This window comes from Cellulosimicrobium sp. ES-005 (genome assembly GCF_040448685.1).
Classification (GTDB): Bacteria; Actinomycetota; Actinomycetes; order Actinomycetales; family Cellulomonadaceae; genus Cellulosimicrobium; species Cellulosimicrobium cellulans_G.
Window position 1 is genome coordinate 3,642,684 of the sequence record NZ_CP159290.1, and the last position, 19,915, is coordinate 3,662,598.

Annotated in this window: 16 protein-coding genes and 1 riboswitch; of the genes, 10 read left to right on the forward strand and 6 right to left on the reverse strand. The window is 74.6% G+C overall.

What is annotated here, in order from left to right; translation table 11 throughout:
- Window positions 1–127: 127 nt before the first annotated feature.
- Together ABRQ22_RS16250 and ABRQ22_RS16255 are read right to left on the reverse strand one after the other, a co-directional pair.
- On the reverse strand, window positions 128–1,084 hold the full coding sequence (locus tag ABRQ22_RS16250) for a DUF2599 domain-containing protein (protein ID WP_253055172.1): 957 nt from the start codon (window positions 1,082–1,084) through the stop codon (window positions 128–130).
- Window positions 1,081–1,521, reverse strand: coding sequence for an NUDIX hydrolase (locus ABRQ22_RS16255; protein ID WP_290445700.1), 441 nt, complete (start codon window positions 1,519–1,521; stop codon window positions 1,081–1,083). The genes ABRQ22_RS16250 and ABRQ22_RS16255 overlap by 4 nt, the downstream gene beginning before the upstream one ends.
- Window positions 1,522–1,724: 203 nt before the next feature.
- On the opposite strand from ABRQ22_RS16255, the gene ABRQ22_RS16260 reads away from it, so the two are divergent.
- The 3 genes from ABRQ22_RS16260 (at window position 1,725) to ABRQ22_RS16270 (ending at window position 4,471) form a co-directional block, all read left to right on the forward strand.
- Complete coding sequence (locus ABRQ22_RS16260) at window positions 1,725–2,375, forward strand: PadR family transcriptional regulator (protein WP_353707471.1); 651 nt, start codon at window positions 1,725–1,727, stop codon at window positions 2,373–2,375.
- Window positions 2,376–2,588: 213 nt separating this feature from the next.
- Entirely contained in the window at window positions 2,589–3,686 is a 1,098-nt protein-coding gene (locus ABRQ22_RS16265; RefSeq protein ID WP_253055174.1) for an ATP-binding cassette domain-containing protein, read from the forward strand.
- Window positions 3,683–4,471: an ABC transporter permease gene (locus ABRQ22_RS16270; RefSeq protein ID WP_253055175.1), complete on the forward strand. Its 789-nt coding sequence runs from the start codon at window positions 3,683–3,685 to the stop codon at window positions 4,469–4,471. Before ABRQ22_RS16265 ends, ABRQ22_RS16270 begins: the two co-directional genes overlap by 4 nt.
- Before the next feature lie 52 nt (window positions 4,472–4,523).
- Here the strand turns inward: ABRQ22_RS16270 and ABRQ22_RS16275 are convergent, their stop codons facing one another.
- Together ABRQ22_RS16275 and ABRQ22_RS16280 are read right to left on the reverse strand one after the other, a co-directional pair.
- Entirely contained in the window at window positions 4,524–6,008 is a 1,485-nt protein-coding gene (locus ABRQ22_RS16275; protein WP_253055176.1) for an APC family permease, read from the reverse strand.
- 62 nt (window positions 6,009–6,070) lie between these two features.
- The gene (locus ABRQ22_RS16280; protein ID WP_353707472.1) at window positions 6,071–7,168 is read right to left on the reverse strand and encodes an EamA family transporter; all 1,098 of its coding nucleotides are present in this window, start codon (window positions 7,166–7,168) and stop codon (window positions 6,071–6,073) included.
- A gap of 90 nt (window positions 7,169–7,258) precedes the next feature.
- Between ABRQ22_RS16280 and ABRQ22_RS16285 the strand changes: the two genes are divergently transcribed.
- The 5 genes from ABRQ22_RS16285 to ABRQ22_RS16305 all read left to right on the forward strand — a co-directional run bounded on the left by ABRQ22_RS16285 (window position 7,259) and on the right by ABRQ22_RS16305 (window position 13,157).
- Window positions 7,259–8,155: a LysR family transcriptional regulator gene (locus ABRQ22_RS16285; RefSeq protein ID WP_353707473.1), complete on the forward strand. Its 897-nt coding sequence runs from the start codon at window positions 7,259–7,261 to the stop codon at window positions 8,153–8,155.
- A 167-nt stretch (window positions 8,156–8,322) separates the two neighbouring features.
- Window positions 8,323–8,898: a hypothetical protein gene (locus ABRQ22_RS16290; RefSeq protein ID WP_353707474.1), complete on the forward strand. Its 576-nt coding sequence runs from the start codon at window positions 8,323–8,325 to the stop codon at window positions 8,896–8,898.
- A gap of 73 nt (window positions 8,899–8,971) precedes the next feature.
- Window positions 8,972–9,358 carry a DUF1304 domain-containing protein gene (locus ABRQ22_RS16295; protein ID WP_353707475.1) on the forward strand — a complete coding sequence of 129 codons (387 nt, stop codon included), beginning with the start codon at window positions 8,972–8,974 and terminating at the stop codon, window positions 9,356–9,358.
- A 171-nt stretch (window positions 9,359–9,529) separates the two neighbouring features.
- Window positions 9,530–11,905 (forward strand): phosphoribosylformylglycinamidine synthase subunit PurL, encoded by a 2,376-nt coding sequence (gene purL / locus ABRQ22_RS16300; RefSeq protein WP_353707476.1) that lies wholly within the window; start codon window positions 9,530–9,532, stop codon window positions 11,903–11,905.
- 244 nt (window positions 11,906–12,149) lie between these two features.
- On the forward strand, window positions 12,150–13,157 hold the full coding sequence (locus ABRQ22_RS16305) for an endonuclease/exonuclease/phosphatase family protein (RefSeq protein ID WP_353707477.1): 1,008 nt from the start codon (window positions 12,150–12,152) through the stop codon (window positions 13,155–13,157).
- Window positions 13,158–13,239: 82 nt separating this feature from the next.
- On the opposite strand, the gene ABRQ22_RS16310 is transcribed toward ABRQ22_RS16305, so the two are convergent.
- Window positions 13,240–15,864, reverse strand: a complete 2,625-nt coding sequence (locus ABRQ22_RS16310; protein WP_353707478.1) for an MMPL family transporter — start codon at window positions 15,862–15,864, stop codon at window positions 13,240–13,242.
- 99 nt (window positions 15,865–15,963) lie between these two features.
- Window positions 15,964–16,662: a TetR family transcriptional regulator gene (locus ABRQ22_RS16315; protein ID WP_353707479.1), complete on the reverse strand. Its 699-nt coding sequence runs from the start codon at window positions 16,660–16,662 to the stop codon at window positions 15,964–15,966.
- A 171-nt stretch (window positions 16,663–16,833) separates the two neighbouring features.
- Window positions 16,834–16,943, forward strand: a riboswitch (SAM riboswitch).
- A gap of 344 nt (window positions 16,944–17,287) precedes the next feature.
- On the opposite strand from ABRQ22_RS16315, the gene ABRQ22_RS16320 reads away from it, so the two are divergent.
- Together ABRQ22_RS16320 and ABRQ22_RS16325 are read left to right on the forward strand one after the other, a co-directional pair.
- Window positions 17,288–18,442, forward strand: coding sequence for an LLM class flavin-dependent oxidoreductase (locus ABRQ22_RS16320; protein WP_353707480.1), 1,155 nt, complete (start codon window positions 17,288–17,290; stop codon window positions 18,440–18,442).
- Between the two features lie 19 nt (window positions 18,443–18,461).
- The gene (locus ABRQ22_RS16325; RefSeq protein WP_353707481.1) at window positions 18,462–19,868 is read left to right on the forward strand and encodes an NtaA/DmoA family FMN-dependent monooxygenase; all 1,407 of its coding nucleotides are present in this window, start codon (window positions 18,462–18,464) and stop codon (window positions 19,866–19,868) included.
- Window positions 19,869–19,915 lie beyond the last annotated feature (47 nt).

Genomic DNA, 19,915 nt, shown 5'->3' on the forward strand with positions numbered 1-19,915 from the left:
GGCCGTTGCCGTCCGGTCCCCGATCCCGCCGAACACGACATGGGGGTCGTTCTGGACCTGAGAACGACCCCCATGTCGTGCTCGACCGCGTGCGACGTCGTGCTCGGCGCGGCACGGGCGCTGCCGGTCAGGTCGGGTTGCAGCGTGCCGCCATCGTGGCGAGCAGCCCGACGTCGGGCCGCCACGGCTCGAGGTTCCACGTCGCCTTGTCCGGGGCGCCCACCGCGTGGCACACGAGCTGGTCGTGCATCGTCGGCGTGTCGGCCTCCGGCTCGGCCGCGACGACCTGCGCCCAGACGAGCTCCTGGCCCGCCTGGCCCGCGGCGCGCGCCCACGCGGTCGGGTCGACGGCGAGCGACCGTCCGCCCTCGCGCTCGCCCCAGTCGGTGCTCCGCACCGCCTGCGTGCCCAGCGTCACGACGACGTCCCAGGCCGCGGGCGGGCCGGTGTCGGTCCCGCTCGTCTCGTCGGCACCGGACGAGGCGTCCGGCGTGGTGCCCGACGGCGTCCCGGTCGCGGGCGCGAGCGTCACCTCCGCGCGGTGGGCATCCAGGAGCGCGACCCGCACGCCGGGGGCGTCGGGTGCGGGCGGACCGACGACGCGCGGGGCGTCGAGCCCGCCGACGGGCGTGCCGGCGTCGTCCAGGACGGTCAGGGTGCCGTCCGGGTGGCGCACGAGCGAGCCGTGCTCGACCGAGACCAGAGCCGGGGCGTCGGCGAGCACGAGCGAGACGTCCGACGCGCCCTCCTCGCCCGGGGAGACAGTCGCGGCCGGAGCACCCTCGCCCTCCGCGGTCGACGCGAGCGCGGGCGCCGCGACCTCGACGGTCGCCGAGCCGACGGGCACCCGCACGACCGTGGGGTCCGCAGTCGTGTCGCCACCTGCCTCTGCTGTGCCGTCGTCGCCGGGCTCGCCGGACGTGCCGTCCGCCCGGGTCGTCGGGACCGGGCCGTGGCTCGGTGAGGACGTGCCGTCGTCGGGCGTGCACCCGGCGAGGACGACGAGCGCGAGGACGCCGGTGGCGAGCGCCCGCGTCGTCGCACGGGGGTGGCGCCGCGCACCGGCACGGCCGGGCCGGGTCACGACGGCACGGGGAGCAGGCCCGCCCAGCGCCGGCCGAGGTCGACGAGCCCCACGCGCCGGAGCGCGTCGACCTCGTCGGGCGTGAACCAGCCGACGTCGTCGGTCGACTCGTCCTCCTCGACGCGCAGCCCGCCGCCCACCACGTGGGCGCGGTAGACGATCCGGATCGCGTGGAGCGACCGGTCGCGGTCCTCGGCGCGCAGCCGGTCCTCGGCGTCGATCACGATGCTGTCGACGCCGAGCAGGCCGTCGAGCTCGACGTCGTAGCCGGTCTCCTCGCGCACCTCGCGGACGGCCGCGGCCTCCGGGTGCTCGCCGGGGTCGATGCCGCCGCCGGGCAGGGTCCACCCGTCGCGGCCTCCCTCGCTCCAGTGGGGGAGGAGCATCCTCCCGTCCTCACGGACGATCACGGCGTAGGCGGCGACGCGGATCTGCATGGACCCATCATGCGCGACGACCGTCGTCGAGCCCTGCGTCGGCGGCGACCAGGCGGGTCCGCCGCGCCGAGCATGCGAGCCGCCCGCCCCGACGCCCGGACGGCCGGCATGCTCGACCGGTGGAAGGGGGGACTCTTGCGCGAACAACCGATGTCGAATACTCTGAATCAAGTATTCGGAGGTGAGCAATGTCCCGTCGTCCCGTGTCCAACCCGCTCGCGCTCGCCGTGCTCGCGAGCCTCGCCGAGCGACCGATGTACCCGTACGAGATCACGACGACCCTGCGCGAGCGGGGCAAGGACGACAGCATCCGGCTCAACTTCGGCTCGCTGTACTCCGTCATCAAGTCGCTCGAGAAGCACGGCTTCATCACGCCGTCGCACTCGGAGCGCGAGGGCAACCGGCCCGAGCGCGTCGTCTACGAGATCACGGAGGCGGGCAAGGTCGAGGCAGCCGCGTGGCTGCGCGAGCTGCTCGCCGTGCCGTCCAAGGAGTACCCAGACGTCGAGGCGGGGCTGTCGCTCATCGCGATGCTCTCGCCCGAGGAGGTCGCGGCGCTCCTGCGCGCGCGCCTCGCGTCGCTCGACAACGAGATCCGCACGCGCGACGCCGGGCTCGCCGGCGCCGCGGCGGCCGGGCTGCCCGAGATCTTCCTCGTCGAGGCCGACTACCGGCTCGCCATGCTGCGCGCGGAGCGCACGTGGATCGACCGGTTCGCCGCACGCCTGGAGGCGGGCGAGGTCGGTGGCCAGGACGGCTGGGCCGAGATGGCGCGCCTGCGCGCCGCGGGTGCCTCGCCCGAGGAGATCGAGGAGGTCGTGCGCCGCCACCTGCCCGCCGACCTCACCCCCTGAACCACCGGCGCGCGCCCCCCCCGGGGGGGCGCCGCGCCCGCGACGGAGAAAGAGTGGTGGCCCGGATGCGCCAACATCCGGACCACCGAGCCCGAGTCGTCCCGCCGGAACCGACGGAACTGCTGCGTCAACAGTCACCCAGGGCCCTCCCATGCTAGCCGCGCTGGAGAGGCCACCCCCGGCGAGACGGCTCCCGACACAAGGAGCCTCATCGTGCCCTCCACCACCCGCGCGCGGGAGACGGCGATCGACGCCGTCGACCTGCGCAAGACCTACCCGGGCGGCCGCGGCCGCCCGCCCGTGCACGCGCTCGACGGCCTGTCGTTCGCCGTGCCCGCGGGGACCGTGTTCGCCCTGCTCGGCCCCAACGGCGCGGGCAAGTCGACGACGGCCAAGATCCTCACGACGCTCAGCCGCGCGGACTCGGGCACGGCGACCGTCGCCGGCATCGACGTCGCGCGCCAGCCCGAGCGCGTGCGGCGCGCGATCGGCTACGTCGCGCAGAAGCCCGTGACCGACCCCATGGACACCGGGCGCGAGAACCTCGTCCTCGCGGGCCGGCTCCAGGGCCTCGGCGCGCGCGCCGCCCGCACCCGGGCGACCGAGCTGCTCGACCGGTTCTCCCTCGCGGACGCGGCCGACCGCCTCGTGAAGACGTACAGCGGCGGCATGGCGCGCAAGCTCGACGTCGCGATGGGGATCGTGCACCGGCCGCAGGTCCTGTTCCTCGACGAGCCGACGACCGGGCTCGACCCCGAGGCGCGCGCCGAGATGTGGGCGGAGATCGAGCGCATGACCGCGCGCGAGAGGATGACGATCCTCCTCACCACGCACTACCTGGACGAGGCCGACCGCCTCGCCGCGAACCTCGCGATCGTCGACCACGGCCGCGTCGCCGTCGCGGGGACCCCCGACGCGCTGAAGGACGAGCTGCGCGGCGACGGGATCGTCGTCGAGCTCGCGGCCCCGACCGCCGCGGCGTCCGGGCTGCCCGACGGCGGTGCCGCCCTCGCGGCCCGCGTCACCGCCGCGGTCGGCACGTGCGCGGGCGTCCGCGACGTGCACGTCGAGGGCCGCACCCTGCGCGCCCGGGCCGACTCGGGCGCCGTCGCGCTGCCCGCCGTCCTCACCGCGCTCGACGCCGCGGGGCTCCCCGTCGCGTCGGCGACGCTCGCGCGCCCGAGCCTCGACGACGTGTACCTGCGGCACACGGGCCGCACGTTCACGGCCGCGCAGTCCTCCGCGGACGCGCCGGCCGGGGGCCGCCCGGGAGCCGATGCCGGCGCGACCGTCGAGGGGGTGGCGGCATGACCGCCGTCGTGCACACCGGGCTGCTCACCGCGCGGGCGCTGCGCCAGGGCGCGCGCATCCCCGTGTTCATGGTCATGAACCTCGTGCAGCCCATGATCTGGCTGCTGCTGTTCGGGCAGCTCTTCCAGGCGGTCGTCGAGATCCCCGGGTTCTCCACGGGCGGGACGTACCTCGAGTTCATCACGCCCGGCGTCGTCATGATGACGGCGATGTTCGGGGCGGCGTGGGCCGGGACGTCGTACGTGCAGGACATGGACCGCGGCGTCATGGACCGCTTCCTCACGTCGCCGGCGTCGCGCGGCGCGCTCATGGCGTCGACGATGATCTACCAGGCCGTCATCGCGGTCGGGCAGGCGCTCGTCGTGCTCGCGGTCGCGTGGCTGTGCGGCGCGCGGTTCGGCAGCACGCCCGGCGAGACGACGCTCGGCGTCCTCGCGTTGCTGCTCGCCGTCGTGCTGCTCACGGCCCTCTTCTCGGCCCTGAGCAACGCCATGGCCCTGCTCACCGGGCAGCAGGAGGCGCTCATCGGCATCTCGCAGCTCATCACGCTGCCGCTCATGTTCCTGTCGTCCGCCGTGATGGACACGCGTCTGTCCGCGGACTGGGTGGCCGACGTCGCGCGGTACAACCCGTTCGACTGGGCCGTCGTCGCGGGGCGCGAGGCGCTCGCCGCCTCGCCGGACTGGGGCGTGGTGTGGGGTCGGCTCGGGCTGCTCGCGCTCGCGGCGGTCGTCATGGGCTGGCTCGCGACGCAGGCCTTCCGCACCCGCCAGCGCTCGGCCTGACGCCGCGCACGACGTCCGCCCGAGGCCCACGGCCCCGGGCGGACGTCGTCGCTCACCGGGAGCCGTCGTCGTCGGACTCGTCCGGGACCTCGTCCTCCAGGCGCGACACGTCGGAGAACGCGATCTGGCGGTGCCGCACCGAGCGGTTGTACAGCCACGTGACGAACGAGAGCAGGACCCCCAGGCCGACGAGCGCGCCCGCGATGACGTACTGCTCCTGCTGCTCGGCGCTGCGCGCCCACGGGCCGGCGAGGTACGCGCACGTGAGCGCGCCGAGGACCGCGAGCCACGTGCGGGTGCGGAAGTGCTGGTGGTCGACGCGGTCGCGGCGCAGCACGAGGAGCGCGACGTTGACGATCGTGAACACGACGAGCAGGAGCAGCGACGTCGTGCCGCCGAGCAGCGCGATCGCGTTGGTGCCCGCCTCGGTCCCCGACTGCCGCACGACGTACACGATGAGCGCGAACGCGATGGCCGTCGTCACGAGGATCGACACCCACGGCGTCCGGCGGAACGGGTGCACCTGGCCGAACGCGCGAGGCAGCACGCCCTGGTTCGCCATGCCGTAGAGCAGGCGCGACGCCATGAGCATGTTGATGAGCGCCGAGTTCGCGACCGCGAACATGCCGATGAACGGGAAGATCGTGTCGAACGGCAGGTTCGGCGCCCCCGCCGCGACGACCTGCGTGAGCGCGGACCCCTTCGAGTCGTCCACGAGGTCGCCGACGGGCACGAGCGCGACGGCCGTGATCGCGACGAGCACGTAGATCGCGCCCGTGATCGACAGCCCGGTGAGCATCATGCGCGGGAAGTCGCGCACGGGGTTCTTGCACTCCTCGGCCATGTTCACCGAGTCCTCGAAGCCCACCATGGCGAAGAACGCGAGCGTCGTCGCGGCCGTCACGGCGAGGAACACGCTCTTGTCGTCCGCGCTCTCGAACACCACGACGCGGGAGAAGTCGGCGCGGCCCTGCGTCGTCGCCCACAGCCCGACGAAGATCACGAGCAGCAGGCCGGACAGCTCGACGAGCGACAGCACGACGTTCGCCCGGACGCTCTCGCCGACGCCCCGGAAGTTGACGAGCGCGACGAGGGCCATGAAGCCGAGCGCGATGAGGAGCCTGCCGTCGCCGCCCGTCGGGAGGGCCAGCCCGAAGCCGTCGGAGACGAACCCGGCGAACGCGTTGGACGCCGTCGACGCCGACGTGATGCCCGAGCTCATGACCATGAACGCGACCACGAACGTCAGCAGGTGGATGCCGAACGCCTTGTGCGTGTAGAGCGCCGCGCCGGCGGCGCTCGGGTACTTGGTGACGAGCTCGAGGTAGGAGAACGCGGTGATCGTCGCGACGACGAACGCGAGCAGGAACGGCAGCCACGCCGCCCCGCCGACCTCGCCCGCGACCTGGCCCGTGAGCGCGTACACGCCCGTGCCGAGGATGTCCCCGACGATGAACAGGAGCAGGAGCCTGGGCCCCATGACCCGCTTGAGCTCCGGCTGCTGCCGTTCCTCCGTGCGACCCGCGGTCTGGCTCATGAGAGGCTCCCTCGCGTCTCGACGTCCCGAACCTCCATGGAACCCCCGGCCGCGGCCTCGTGTCAGCGCGAACGCGCGCGTGTCGCCTCCGGCCCGCCGAACCCGGGGTCGCTCCCCAGGTCGGCCGGCGGGTGGGGAGTGATCCCGGGCTCGGCGGACGTCGGGCGTGCGCTGGTGGCGTGACGCGGACGTCGGCGCAGGACGCCCGTCGTCGTCGCGACGCCCAGCAGGAGCACGACGCCGCCCAGCAGCTCGGCCGCGTTCGGCACCTCGTCGAGCACGACCCACGCCGCGAGCATCCCCACGGGCGGCACGAGCATCGTGAACGGCACCACTGCCGACGCCGGGTACCGGGCGAGCAGCGTGTTCCAGATCCCGTAGCCCACGAGGCTCGCGAGCCACGCGGTGTACAGGGTCGACAGGACCGGGGCGAGCGTGAGGTGCGTGAGCGCGTGCCCGACGACGTCCGGCCCGTCGAGCGCGAGCGACAGCCCGAGCATGGGGACCGGGACGACGAGCGCCGACCACACCGTCATCGACAACCCGTCCAGCCCGGGACGCGAGGGAACGCCCCGGCCCGCCGAGGTAGAGCCCTGGTCGGCCGGGGTAGAGCCCTGGTCTCGCGAGGTAGAGCCTCGGTCTCGCGAGGTAGAGCCCTGGTCGCGTCGGCCCGCCCGGCGCGCGACGACGTTGCCCACCGCCCACGACGCCGCGGCGGCGAGGGTCACGACGAACGCGAGCGCCGGCGTCGACGCGCTGCGCCCCGCGCCGACGACGACGAGCCCGGCGGCACCCACCAGGACGCCGACGAGCTGCGAGCGCGTCGGCACCTCGCGCAGCGCGGCGGCGGCGAACAGGACGGTGAGCCCGACCTGCGCCTGGAGCACGAGCGACGCGAGCCCGGCGGGCATGCCGAGCGCGAGCGCGGTGTAGAGCAGGCCGAACTGGCCGAGGCTCATGAACGTGCCGACGAGCAGCACGTCCCGCCAGCGCGCGCGGGGCCGGGGGACGAGGAAGATCGCCGGGACGAGCACGACGAGGAAGCGCAGGGCGACGAACAGCGTGGGCGGCACGTCGCCCAGGCCGAGGTCGATGACGACGAAGTTCACGCCCCACAGGACGGCGACGAGGACGGCGAGAAGGGACGAGCGCAGGGGCATGGGTACGAGGGTGCGCCCTGGCCATCGTGCACGTCCAGCGCACGATCGTGCACAGTTCTCGGAAGCACTGCTTTCCGATAGCCTGGGGTCATGATCGACCTCGCCGCCGTGGACGCGCTGCTCGCCGTCGAACGCACCGGGACCGTGCACGCCGCGGCGCGCGACCTCGGGTACACGCCGTCCGCCGTCTCGCAGCAGGTCAAGCGCCTGGAGCGCGACCTCGGCGCGCGCCTGCTCGACCGCGAGGGGCGCGGCGTCGTCCTCACGGCCGCCGGCCGGCGCGTGGTCGAGGAGGGACGCGCCCTGCGCGAGCAGGTCGAGTCGCTCCGCGCGCGTCTGCACGACGCCGGCGCCCGCCCCACGGGGACCGTGCGCCTCGGGTCGTTCTCGACGGCGGTGCGCGGCGTCGTCGCGCCGCTCGTCGCGCGCGTGCGGGACGACGTCCCGGACCTGCGGCTCGTCGTCGAGGAGACCGAGCCGTGGGACGCGGTCGCGGCCGTCGCGGCGGGGACCCTGGACCTCGCGCTCGTGCACCACTGGGAGGGCGTCGGCCTCGCGCTCCCGCCGAGCCTGCGCGCCGAGGAGCTGTTCCGCGACGAGGCCGACGTGCTCGTGCACGCGTCGAGCCCGCTCGCGGGGCGGGCCGCGCTCACGCCGTCGGACCTGCTCGACGAGACGTGGGTCTGCACGCCCGACGGCACCATCTGCTACGAGTGGTTCTGCCACATGTTCGCGCGCGAGCCGCGCGTCCCGCGCATCGACTTCCGGTGCCTCGAGTTCGCGTCGCAGGTCGAGGTCGTCGCGCACGACCTCGCCGTCGCGCTCGTCCCGCGACTGGGCCGGGGCCCCCTGCCGTCCGACGTCGTCGCGGTCCCCGTGCGCGAGCCCGTCCCGACCCGCCCGGTGACGGTCGTGTGGCGCGCGACCATGACCGACGCCCCCGCGGTCCGCTACCTCCGCGAGCGCCTGCGCGCCGTCGCGCCCTGACCAGGCGCCGAGCCCGGGATCGCTCCTCACCCTCGGCCGTGCGTGGGGAGAGAACCCGGGTTCGGCGGCGCCAAGGGCGGGGGGTCCGCCGCCGGAACTTCGTGGGCGCGTGGTCCGTTGAGGTCGGCGAGCGCGTCAGCGCCGCACCCGTCCGACGAAGGGGCCCGATGACCGAGCACGAGCCGACCCGGCGGTCCGCCGACCCGCGCGCCGTGGCGATCGCGGGCCTGATGACCGTCGCCTGGTACGCCGTGCCCGACGTCGTCCGGCCGCGCTGGGCCCGTGCGCTCGCCAAGACCGCGGTCGCGACGGCGGGCGCCGTGCTCACGGTGACCTCGACCGCGGAGGGTCGCGACGCGCGCGAGGGCGTCCGGTCGCTGCGCGACGTCGTCCGGTCGCCCGACGACGCCGGCGACCTCGTCGCGGCGGCGAGCACCGGGACGACCGGCGGGCCCGGGGCCGACCCGGCGGACGGCGCCGCGCGCGAGGACAACACGTACGTGCCGGACCGCGAGGAGCCGACACCGGTCCCGCCCGGCGTCGTCGCGGCCGGAGCGGTCGGGGGAGTCGCGCTCGCGACGACGCTCGCCGTCGCCGGGGAGAAGTGGGTCTACCGCCGCGGGGAGCGGCTGCGCGCACGGGGCGTCCGGCTGCCGCACACGCGCGTCGGGCTCGTGCTCGGCGCGCTGGCCGTGGCGCTCGCGGCGGCGGAGCCGCTCCTGTGGAACGCTGAGGAACGCTGAGGCAGCGACCCGGGCCGGCCCGCCGGCGGGAGGTCGTGCACCGTGCGGCCTCGCGGACCGGGAGGGGCCGAGGATGATCGGGTTCGGGCTGGCGCTCGCGGGGGTCGCCGCGGCGATCCACGGGTACATCTTCGTCATGGAGTCGCTCACGTGGACGAGCGCGCGCACGCGCGCGACCTTCGGCACGTCGCGCGAGGAGGCCGCGGCGACGAAGGAGCTCGCGTTCAACCAGGGCTTCTACAACCTGTTCCTCGCGGTGCTCGTCGTTCTCGGGATCGTCCTGTACGCGACGGACCGGCACGACGTGGGCCTCACGCTCGTCCTCGCGGGCGCCGGGTCGATGGTCGCCGCCGGGCTCGTGCTGATCCTCTCGTCGCCGTCCAAGGCGCGCGCCGCGCTGGTGCAGCTCGTCCCGCCGCTGCTGGGCGTCGTGGGGGTCGTCGTCGGCCTCGTCTCCTGACACCCGCCTGCTGGGGCCGCCCACGTGGTCGGCCCCGGGCGGGACCGGGACGGGGGACGACGGGGACGCCGACCGGAGGGCGGACGGGACCACGAGGCCCGGCGACCCGCCGGTAGACTGGGCCCCGCGCCGTCGTGCGCTCCCCGCATCAGCGCCCACCCGAGGGAAACGATGACCGCCCCCGCACCCCAGGCTTCCGCACGCTCCGACGCTCGTCCCGCCGCAGGACCGACGCTGGACACCGTCGAGCACGCCACCGCCACTCCCGACGAGGTCCAGCCGTACGCCGAGCTCGGCCTCAAGCCCGACGAGTACCAGCGCATCCGCGACATCCTGGGGCGCCGCCCCACGGCCGCGGAGCTCGCGATGTACTCGGTCATGTGGTCCGAGCACTGCTCGTACAAGTCGTCCAAGGTCCACCTGTCGAAGTTCGGCGCGGCCACCACGGACGAGATGAAGAAGCACCTGCTCGTCGGCATCGGCGAGAACGCGGGCGTCGTCGACATCGGCGACGGCTGGGCCGTGACGTTCAAGGTCGAGTCGCACAACCACCCGTCGTTCGTCGAGCCCTACCAGGGCGCCGCGACGGGTGTCGGCGGCATCGTGCGCGACATCATCTCGATGGGCGCGCGCCCCGTCGCCGTCATGGACCAGCTCCGCTTCGGTGCCGTCGACCACCCGGACACGGCGCGCGTCGTGCACGGCGTCGTGAGCGGCGTCGGCGGCTACGGCAACAGCCTCGGCCTGCCGAACATCGGCGGCGAGCTCGTCTTCGACTCCTCGTACCAGGGCAACCCCCTCGTCAACGCGCTGTGCCTCGGCGTGCTGCGCCACGAGGACATCCACCTCGCCAACGCCTCGGGCGTGGGCAACAAGGTCGTGCTGTTCGGCGCCCGCACGGGCGGCGACGGCATCGGCGGCGCCTCGATCCTCGCCTCGGAAACCTTCGAGGACGGCGTGCCCGCCAAGCGCCCGAGCGTCCAGGTGGGCGACCCCTTCATGGAGAAGGTCCTCATCGAGTGCTGCCTCGAGCTGTACGCGGCGCAGGTCGTGGAGGGCATCCAGGACCTCGGCGCCGCCGGCATCTCGTGCGCGACGTCGGAGCTCGCCTCGAACGGCGACGGCGGCATGCACGTGTGGCTCGACGACGTCCTGCTGCGCGACCCGACGCTCAACGCGGGCGAGATCCTCATGTCCGAGTCGCAGGAGCGCATGATGGCGGTCGTCGCGCCGGAGAAGCTCGACGAGTTCCTCGCGATCACCCGCAAGTGGGACGTCGAGACCGCCGTGATCGGCGAGGTCAACGACTCCGGGCGCCTGACGATCGACCACCACGGCGAGCGCATCGTCGACGTCGACCCGCGGACCGTCGCGCACGAGGGCCCGGTCTACCACCGCCCGTACGCGCGCCCGTCGTGGCAGGACGGGCTCAACGCCCGCACCGTCGATGCCGACGCGCTCGCCCGCCCCGAGACCGGCGACGAGCTCCGCGCGACGGCGCTGCGCCTCCTCGCGTCGCCCAACCTCGCGTCCAAGGAGTGGGTGACGAACCAGTACGACCGGTTCGTCCAGGGCAACACCGCGCTCGCGCAGCCCGACGACTCGGGCGTGGTCCGCGTCGACGAGTCCACCGGCCTCGGCGTCGCGCTCGCGACGGACGCGAACGGCCGCTACGGCAAGCTCGACCCGCGCACGGGCGCCCGCCTCGCGCTCGCCGAGGCGTACCGCAACGTCGCGACGACGGGCGCCCGCCCGCTCGCCGTGACCGACTGCCTCAACTTCGGCTCGCCCGAGGACCCCGACTCGATGTGGCAGCTCGTCGAGGCGATCGAGGGCCTCGCGGACGCGTGCCGCGAGCTCGGCGTGCCGGTGACGGGCGGCAACGTGTCGCTCTACAACGGGACCGGCGAGCCGGGGCAGATCGACTCGTCGATCCACCCGACCCCGGTCGTGGGCGTGCTCGGCGTGCTCGACGACGTCGCGCACGCCACGCCGTCGGGCTGGCGCGAGACGGGGGAGAGCATCTACCTCCTCGGCACCACGCGTGCGGAGCTCGACGGGTCGGCGTGGGCCGACGTCGAGCACGGCCACCTGGGCGGCATGCCCCCGCGGGTCGACCTCGCGGCCGAGAAGGCGCTCGCCGGCGTCCTCGTCAACGCGAGCCGCGACGACCTCGTGTCGGCCGCGCACGACCTCTCCGAGGGCGGGCTCGCGCAGGCGCTCCTCGAGGCGTCGCTGCGCTTCGGCGTCGGGGCCACCGTGTCGCTCGACGCGTTGACCGAGCGCGACGGCGTCACCCCGTTCGAGGCGCTGTTCTCCGAGTCGACGGCCCGTGCGCTCGTCGCGGTGCCGCGGGGCGAGGAGTCCAAGCTCGTCGACGCGTGCGTCGCGCGCGGCGTCCCCGTCCTGAAGATCGGCGAGACGGGCACCGAGCCCGGCGCCGTCGCCGAGTCGGGCGAGGCGCTCGAGGTCGCGGGCCTGTTCACCGTCCCGCTCACCGAGGCGGACGCGGCCTTCCGCGGCACGCTCCCGGCCATCTTCGGCTGACACCCGCACCCCCGACGCCCCGGTCACCGCCCAGGTGACCGGGGCGTCGTCGTCCGTGGACCCTGGCCGACCACGACCCAGCCCGCTGTCGAGCACAACATGAGGGTCGTTCTCCGCCCGAGAACGACCCTCATGTCGTGCTCGGCGGACCGGGGGCGCCATGCTGGGCGGGTTTCGTGGAGGTCGGCGGGCGAGGCGGCGCGGGGGGTCGCCGCGTGCGCCGCGACGGTGTCAGAGTCCGGGCATGACCCCGGCGACCACGAGCCTCCCGTCCGCGCGCGTCACGGCCCGACGGCGGTCGGGCGGTCCGGTCCTCACCGTCCTGCTGGCGGCGGGGACGGTCGTGGTCGTCCTGCTGACGCTCGCGCGGGCGGTGCCGTACGACGCGGTGACGCCGCTCGCGCAGGTCGTCGGGTTCACGCCGTTCGTCGCGGCGGCGGCCGTCGGCGGCCTCGTGGTCACGCTCGTCGCGCGCCGGTGGGTCCTCGCGGCGCTGCTCGCCGTCTGCGTCGCCGCCCAGGCGGTGTGGCTCGTGCCCGCGTTCGTGCCCGGCCCGGCGCCGCCCGACGACGCGGCGTCGCTGCGCGTGATGGGCGCCAACGCGTGGCTCGGGTCGGCGGACGCGGACGCGCTGGTCCGCCTCGTCCGCGAGCAGGACGTCCAGGTGCTCGCGGTGCTGGAGCTGACGACCGACCTGCGCGAGCGGCTCGTCGCGGCGGGCATCGAGGACGTGCTCCCGTACGGCGCCGACGCCAAGGTCGGGTCCGGGGCGCTCGGCAGCGGGCTGTGGAGCGCGCTGCCGCTCGACGACGTCGACCTCGAGCCGTTCTCCAACGACGCGATGCCGTCCGCGACCGTGGAGGTCGACGGCATTCCCGTGCGGGTCACCGCCGTGCACCCGATCCCGCCGATCCCGGAGTACGTGCGGGTCTGGGGCGAGGAGACGGCCGCGCTCGCCGAGCGCGCAGCCGCGAACCCGCTCCCGCAGGTGCTCGTCGGCGACTTCAACGCGACCCACGACCACGCGACGTTCCGGCGACTGCTGGGCGACCGGTTCCACGACGCGAGCCGCGCGTCGGGCGGCGGGCTCGACCTGTCGTGGTCGCCGCGTCCGGGCACGGTGCCGCCGGTCCTGAACCTCGACCACGTGGTGACGGACCGCGAGAACGTCGTGACCGACGTCGCCTCCCTGCCCGTGCCCGGCAGCGACCACCGCGCGATCTTCGCGACGGTCCACGTGCCCCGCCCCTGACGCCGAACCCGGGGTTGCTCCCCGGTTCGGCGCCGAACCCGGGAGCAACCCCGGGTTCGGCGCACGGGGGTGGTGTGTGCGGTCAGCTGCGTGCGGGCTCCGGGGAATCGACGGGGGTCTCGTGGTGCGGGTGGCGGCGCTCCAGGGCGGCGCCCTCGACGTCGACGTCGGGCAGGATGCGGTCGAGCCACCGGGGGAGCCACCACGCCTTGTCGCCCACGAGGTGCATGAGCGCCGGGACGAGCAGCATCCGCACGACGAACGCGTCGACCAGCACGCCGAACGCGAGCGCGAACCCGATGGGCCGGATCATCGCGCTGTGCGAGAAGACGAACCCGCCGAAGACGGAGATCATGATGATCGCCGCCGCGGTCACGACGGCCCGGCCCGCGCGCACGCCCTGGACGATCGCGACGCGCGCCGGGGCGCCGTGCGCGTACGCCTCGCGCATCCCCGAGCCGAGGAAGAGCTGGTAGTCCATCGCGAGGCCGAACAGGATGCCGACGAGGATCGTGGGCAGGAAGTTGAGGATCGGTCCCGGCGTCTCGACGCCGAACACCCCCGACAGCCAGCCCCACTGGTAGATCGCGACGACCCCGCCGAGCGCGGCGAAGTAGGACAGGATGAACCCGAGCGTCGCGACGACCGGCACGAAGATCGACCGGAACACCAGCACGAGGATGACGAGCGACAGCCCGACGACGACCGCGAGGTAGATCGGCAGCGCCTGCGCGAGCTTGTCGGAGATGTCGATGTTGCCGCTGGCCGAGCCGGCGACGCCCAGCGACGCCGTGCCATCGGGGGCCTCGACGTCGCGCAGCGCGTGCACGAGCTCCTCCGTCGACGCGCTCGTGGGCCCCTCGGCGGGGATCACCTGGAACGCGGCGACGGTGCGGTCCGCGGAGGTCCCGATCGGGGCGACCGCGACGACGTCGTCGAGCGCGAAGAGCGACCGCGCGACCTGCACCTGGTACTCCAGCGCCTCCGCCTCGGTGGGCTCGCCCGGGAGGTCGGCGACGACGAGCAGCGGGCCGTTGGTGCCCTCGCCGAACTGCTCGGCGATCGTCGAGTACGCGCGGTACTGCGTGGAGTCGTGCGCCTCCGACGACCCGTCGGGCAGGTTGGTCCGCAGGTCGAGCGCGGGGAGCGCGATCACCCCGAGCGCCACGACGGCGAGGATCGCCGTGCCCACGGCGCGCAGCGTGGACATCGGGCGGACGGGCTTCGTCCCGTCCAGAGCGGTCGTGCCCGACGGCGCGGCGTCGGTCGCGGCGCCCGGCTCGCCCGGAGTCTGGGTCCCGGCGAGCGCGGCGCGCTCGCGGCGGCTGAGGATGCGCGTCCCGATCATGCTCAGCAGGGCGGGCGTGAGGGTGACGGCGATGAGCACGGCGATCGCGACGCAGAGCGCGCCGACGGTCCCCATGAGGCCGAGGAACGGGATGCCGGTGACGTTGAGCGCGAGGAGTGCGATGAGCACCGTGGCGCCGGCGAACACCACGGCGTTGCCCGACGTGCCGTTCGCGAGCGCGATCGACTCCTGGACGTCGTCGCCCTGCTTGAGCTGGCGGCGGTGCCGGTTGACGATGAACAGCGAGTAGTCGATCCCGACCGCGAGCCCGAGCATCAGGCCGAGCACGGGGGTCACCGACGACATCTCGACCACGCCGGAGAGCGACATCGCGGCGAGCGCACCGATGCCGACCCCGATGAGCGCGGTGAGGATCGGGAGCCCGGCGCCGACGAGCGTGCCGAGCATGACGACCAGCACGATCGCCGCGACGACGAGGCCGATCGCCTCGCCGACGCCGAAGACCTGGGGGACGCCCTGCGTGATGTCGGACGAGAAGTCCGTCTGGACACCCTCGACCGGGTCGTCGGTGAAGACCGCGACGAGGTCGTCCTTGGTCTGCTGCTCGATGCTCATGTTCGGCTCGGTGAACGCGACGCTCGCGACGGCGGCGCTCCCGTCCTCGGACACCATGCGGATCTCCGACGCCATCTCGAGCAGCGGCGCGGAGGCCTCGAGCTGGGCGGACTGCTCCTCGAGCGTCGTGCTCTGGTCCTCCAGCGCGGTCATTTGCTTGTCGAGCGCCGCGGCCTGGGCGTCGAGCTCGGCGCGCCCGGCGTCGAGCTCGGCCTGCTGCGCGTCGAGCTGGGGCGCCACCTGGTCGAGCGCGCCCGCGGCCTGGGCCTGCGCGCGTGCCGCGTCGAGCTGGGCCTGGCCCTCGTCGAGCTGGGTCCGCGCGGCGTCGAGCTGCTCCTGGCCCGCGGCGAGCTGCGTGCGACCGTCCTCGAGCTGCGTGCGCCCGGCCTCGATCTGGGTGCGGCCGTCCTCGACCTGCTGACGCTGGTCCGCGAGCTCGGCCTGCGTGGCGAACGGGTCGACGGCCGTCTCGACGCCGTCGACCTCCTCGGCCGCGGCGAGGCGGTCGGAGATCGCCGCCTCCTGCTCGGGCGTGAACGCCGAGCCGTCCTCCGTGGCGAAGACGACGGTGCCGCTCCCGCCCGATGCCTCCGGGAGCGCCGTCTGCAGGCGCTCCGTCACCTCGGCGGTCGGGGTGCCGGGGATGGAGAAGCTGCTCGCGAGCGAGCCGCCGAACGCGACGAACGCCGCGCCGGCCAGCACGAGCACCGCGAGCCACGCGGCGAGGACGGTCCGCGCCCGGCGCGCGCACGCGCGCCCGAGGCGGTAGAGGAGTTCAGCCATGAGGATCCTTCGGGTGGGAGTCCGGTGCGGTCCGGGAGGCGGTCCGGGTGGGGTGGTCGGTGCCGGCGGCCGGGTGGCCGGGCGGGGAGGTGGCAGGCGTCAGGCGGGGCTCGCCCAGCCCGCGCGCACGCGGTCGACGAGGCGGTCGAGGAGGTCGGCCCACACGCGGCGCGAGGCGTCGTCGTCGGTGGCGCCGGTCGCGGCCCACCAGCGGCGCTGGATCACCAGGACGCCGGCCATGAGCGCGCCGACGAGCATCTCGATCTCGAGCGGGTCGACGTCGGGGTGCCGCCGCGTGGTCTCGGCGACCAGGCGCTCGGCGAGGTGGGTGAACGTGCGCACGACCATCGTCGTGACACGCGGGGTGGGCTCGGTCGCGGTGCCGCCGAGGGCGCGCGTGAGGTAGGCCATCGGGCCGACGAGGTCCGTGCCGCGGAGCGCCGCGGTGACGTCGTCGAGCGGGGTCGTGCGGTCGGTCCCGGGATCGGCCGCGCTCGCCCCGAGCGCGTCGACCACGGTGCCCAGCACGTCCTCGCACACCTCGACGACGACGTCGTCCAAGGAGGCGAAGTGGTTGAAGATCGTGCGCCGCGCGACGTCGGCGCGTGCGGCCAGGTCGTCGACCGTGAACCGGGCGCCCCCGTTCTCCTCCATGAGCGACGCGGCGGCATCGACGATCGCGCGGCGGTGCCGCGCGCGCAGCGCGGCGCGGCGATCGGTCGCGGGGCCGGTCGCAGGGTCGGTCGCCAGGTCGGGCGCGGGCACGCCCGACGGCTCGGTCGCGGAGGGGAGGGGCACGTCATGACACTAAGTGCATCGATGCACTCGGTGCAAACAGCGTCGTGGGTGCTCAAAGTTGACCGATCGAGTCCAGTATGTGGGAAGGTCTCCTCGGTGCGTTGACACCCCGCGGTGGCCGCTCGTAAGTTCCCGCGCAACCGAGGTCGACGCACCCCGGTCACAGGACATGGTCATGAGCTCCGACGCCAAGCCCCGGCTCGTCGGACGGCAACCCTCCCGCGCGGTGGGGTGCCCCGGGTGAGGACCAGGTCCCGCGTCGCGCGGACCACGCGCGGCGCGGGGCAACGACGCGGAGCCCGGCGACGGGCACGAAGGAGACGGACGATGGATCGGCGAATGTCGAGCACCGCGGTGAGCACCGCGCACGTGTCGACGTGCCCCTGTCCGTTCGCGGGCGCCCCCGGCGCCCCCGCCCTCGGGGCCACGGGTCCCGCGCGCGTCGCCTGTTGTCGCTGACGACGACCCGTCCCTGACACCCCGCGCCACCCGCGCGCGGTCCGGGTCCCTCCCGGCTTCCCCAGCCCGTCCTGCCGCCGCGCGCGGCCGGACCGCCCTGCCCACCCTCCGGCACCCCGCCGCGCCCTGAGCGCGCCGTCGGCTCAACTGAGAACGGATCCTCGCGATGTCCGACCCCCGCCCCGCCCGCACCCTCCACCTCGGCGTCGACCTCACCGACGCCGGCGCGCACCCCGCCGCCTGGCGGACCGTGGGCTCCCAGGCCCAGCGACTCTTCGACGCCAAGCGCCTCGTCGAGCTCGTGGCCACGGCCCAGCGCGGCCAGCTCGACCTCGTCACGCTCGACGACGCGTTCACGCTCCAGCCGAGCCGCAACGGGTCCGTGCGGGGCCGCCTCGACGCCGCGCTCGTCGCGTCCCGGCTCGCGCCCCGCAGCGCGGGCATCGGCCTCGTCCCGACCGTCACCACCACGCACACCGAGCCGTTCCACGTGTCCAAGGCGATCGCGACGATCGACCACGTGAGCTCCGGGCGCGCGGGGTGGCAGGTCGGGTGGTCCACGACCCCGGCCGAGGCCGCGGCCTTCGGGCGCAAGGGCGCCCAGGACGAGCCCGACGCCGTGGCCGAGGCGGACGAGGCGGTCGAGGTCGTCACGCGCCTCTGGGACTCGTGGGAGGACGACGCCGAGATCCGCGACGTCGCGACGGGCCGGTTCGTGGACCGCGAGAAGCTCCACTACGTCGACCACGAGGGCATCCGGTTCGCCGTCAAGGGGCCGTCGATCACGCCGCGCCCGCCGCAGGGCCAGCCGCCCGTCGTCGTGCGGGCGGACACGCCCGCGTCGCTCGACCTCGCGGCCCGCCGGGCCGACGTCGTCCGGGTCCGCGCGGCGACCCGCGACGAGGCCGTCGCGCTCCGGTCGCAGGTGCGCGACGCGGCCGCGGACGCCGGGCGCGACCCCGACGCGCTGCGGGTCCTCGTCGACGCCTACGTCGTCGTCGGCGACACGCGCGCGAGCGCGCAGGCCCGCCTCGACCTGCTCGAGGACCTCGAGGGCGTCTCGTGGGACACCGACTCGCTCACGCACGTCGGCACGGCGCGCGACCTCGCCGTCACGGTCGAGGAGTGGGTGCACGCCGGTGCCGCCGACGGCTTCCTGCTGCGGCCGTCGTCGCTGAGCACGGACCTCGACGCGATCGTCGACGGCGTGGTGCCGCTGCTCCAGGGCGCGGGCCTGTTCCGCACCGCCTACCCCGGGACGACGCTGCGCGACACGCTCGGCCTCCCGCTCCCCGCCAACCGCTACGCGGCGATCGCCTGACCCCGGACGGACCGACGACATGAGCACGCGCCCCCGCAAGCAGATCCACCTCGGCGCCCACTTCCCGGGCGTCAACAACACCACCGTCTGGAGCGACCCCCGCTCGCGCAGCCAGATCGACTTCGCCTCGTTCGAGCACCTCGCCCGCCGCGCCGAGGACGCCAAGCTCGACTTCTTCTTCCTCGCCGAGGGGCTGCGCCTGCGCGAGCACAAGGGCCGCATCCACGACCTCGACGTCGTGGGTCGCCCCGACACGCTGCCCGTGCTCGCCGCGCTCGCGGCGGTCACGGACCGCCTCGGCCTCGCGGGCACGATCAACACGACGTTCAACGAGCCGTGGGAGCTCGCGAAGCAGTTCGCGACGCTCGACCTGCTCTCCGAGGGCCGCGCGGCCTGGAACCTCGTGACGAGCCCCGACGCCTTCACGGGCGCCAACTTCCGCCGCGGCGGGTACCTGCCCTACCCCGAGCGCTACGCCCGGGCGGCCGAGGTCGTCGAGGTCGCGCGCGCCCTGTGGGACTCGTGGGACGACGACGCCGTGCTGGCCGACCGGATCGCGGGCGAGTTCCTGCGCCCCGGGTCGGTGCGGCCGGTCGCGCACCACGGGACGTACGCGGACGTCGTCGGGCTGTTCGAGACGCCGCGCGGACCGCAGGGGCACCCCGTCCTGTTCCAGGCCGGCGACTCCGCCGACGGGCGCGACTTCGCCGCCGCGACCGCCGACGTCGTGTTCTCCGCGCACTCGACGTTCGACGCCGGGCGCGCGTTCTACGAGGACGTCAAGGGACGGCTCGCGGCCCACGGGCGCGAGCGCGACTCCCTGAAGATCCTGCCCGCGACCGTCGTCGTGCTGGGCGACACGCCCGCCGAGGCCGAGGAGCGCGCTCGCGAGATCCGGCTCCAGCAGGTCTCCGGGCCGACGGCCATCGCGTTCCTCGAGCAGGTCTGGGGCCGCGACCTCGAGGCGTACGACCCCGAGGGGCCGCTGCCCGACGTCGAGCCCGACACGGAGAACCTGTCGATCACGCGGGGCCGCGTGCGGCACGCGAAGGACCCGGCGGCGGTCGCCGCGGCGTGGCGCGAGCAGGCCGAGGCGAACGGGTGGTCGATCCGCGAGCTCGTCATCCAGGTGACGTCGCGCGGCGGCTTCGTCGGCACGCCGCAGCAGGTCGCGGACGACATCGACCGCCACGTCCAGGAGGACGCGTCCGACGGTTTCATCCTCGTCCCGCACCTCACGCCGGGCGGGCTCGACGACGTGTTCGACCAGGTCGTCCCGCTGCTCCAGGAGCGCGGCTCGTTCCGCACGGAGTACGAGGGCACGACCCTGCGCGAGCACCTCGGCCTCGCGCGGCCCGTCACCGCGCCGCGCGCCGCCGACCCCGAGCCCTCGGCGGCCTCCGCCGAGCTCGTCGGCCGACCGTAGCCGTCCCGCACGCACCCGCACCGCAGACCTGCACCGTACCGACCTCG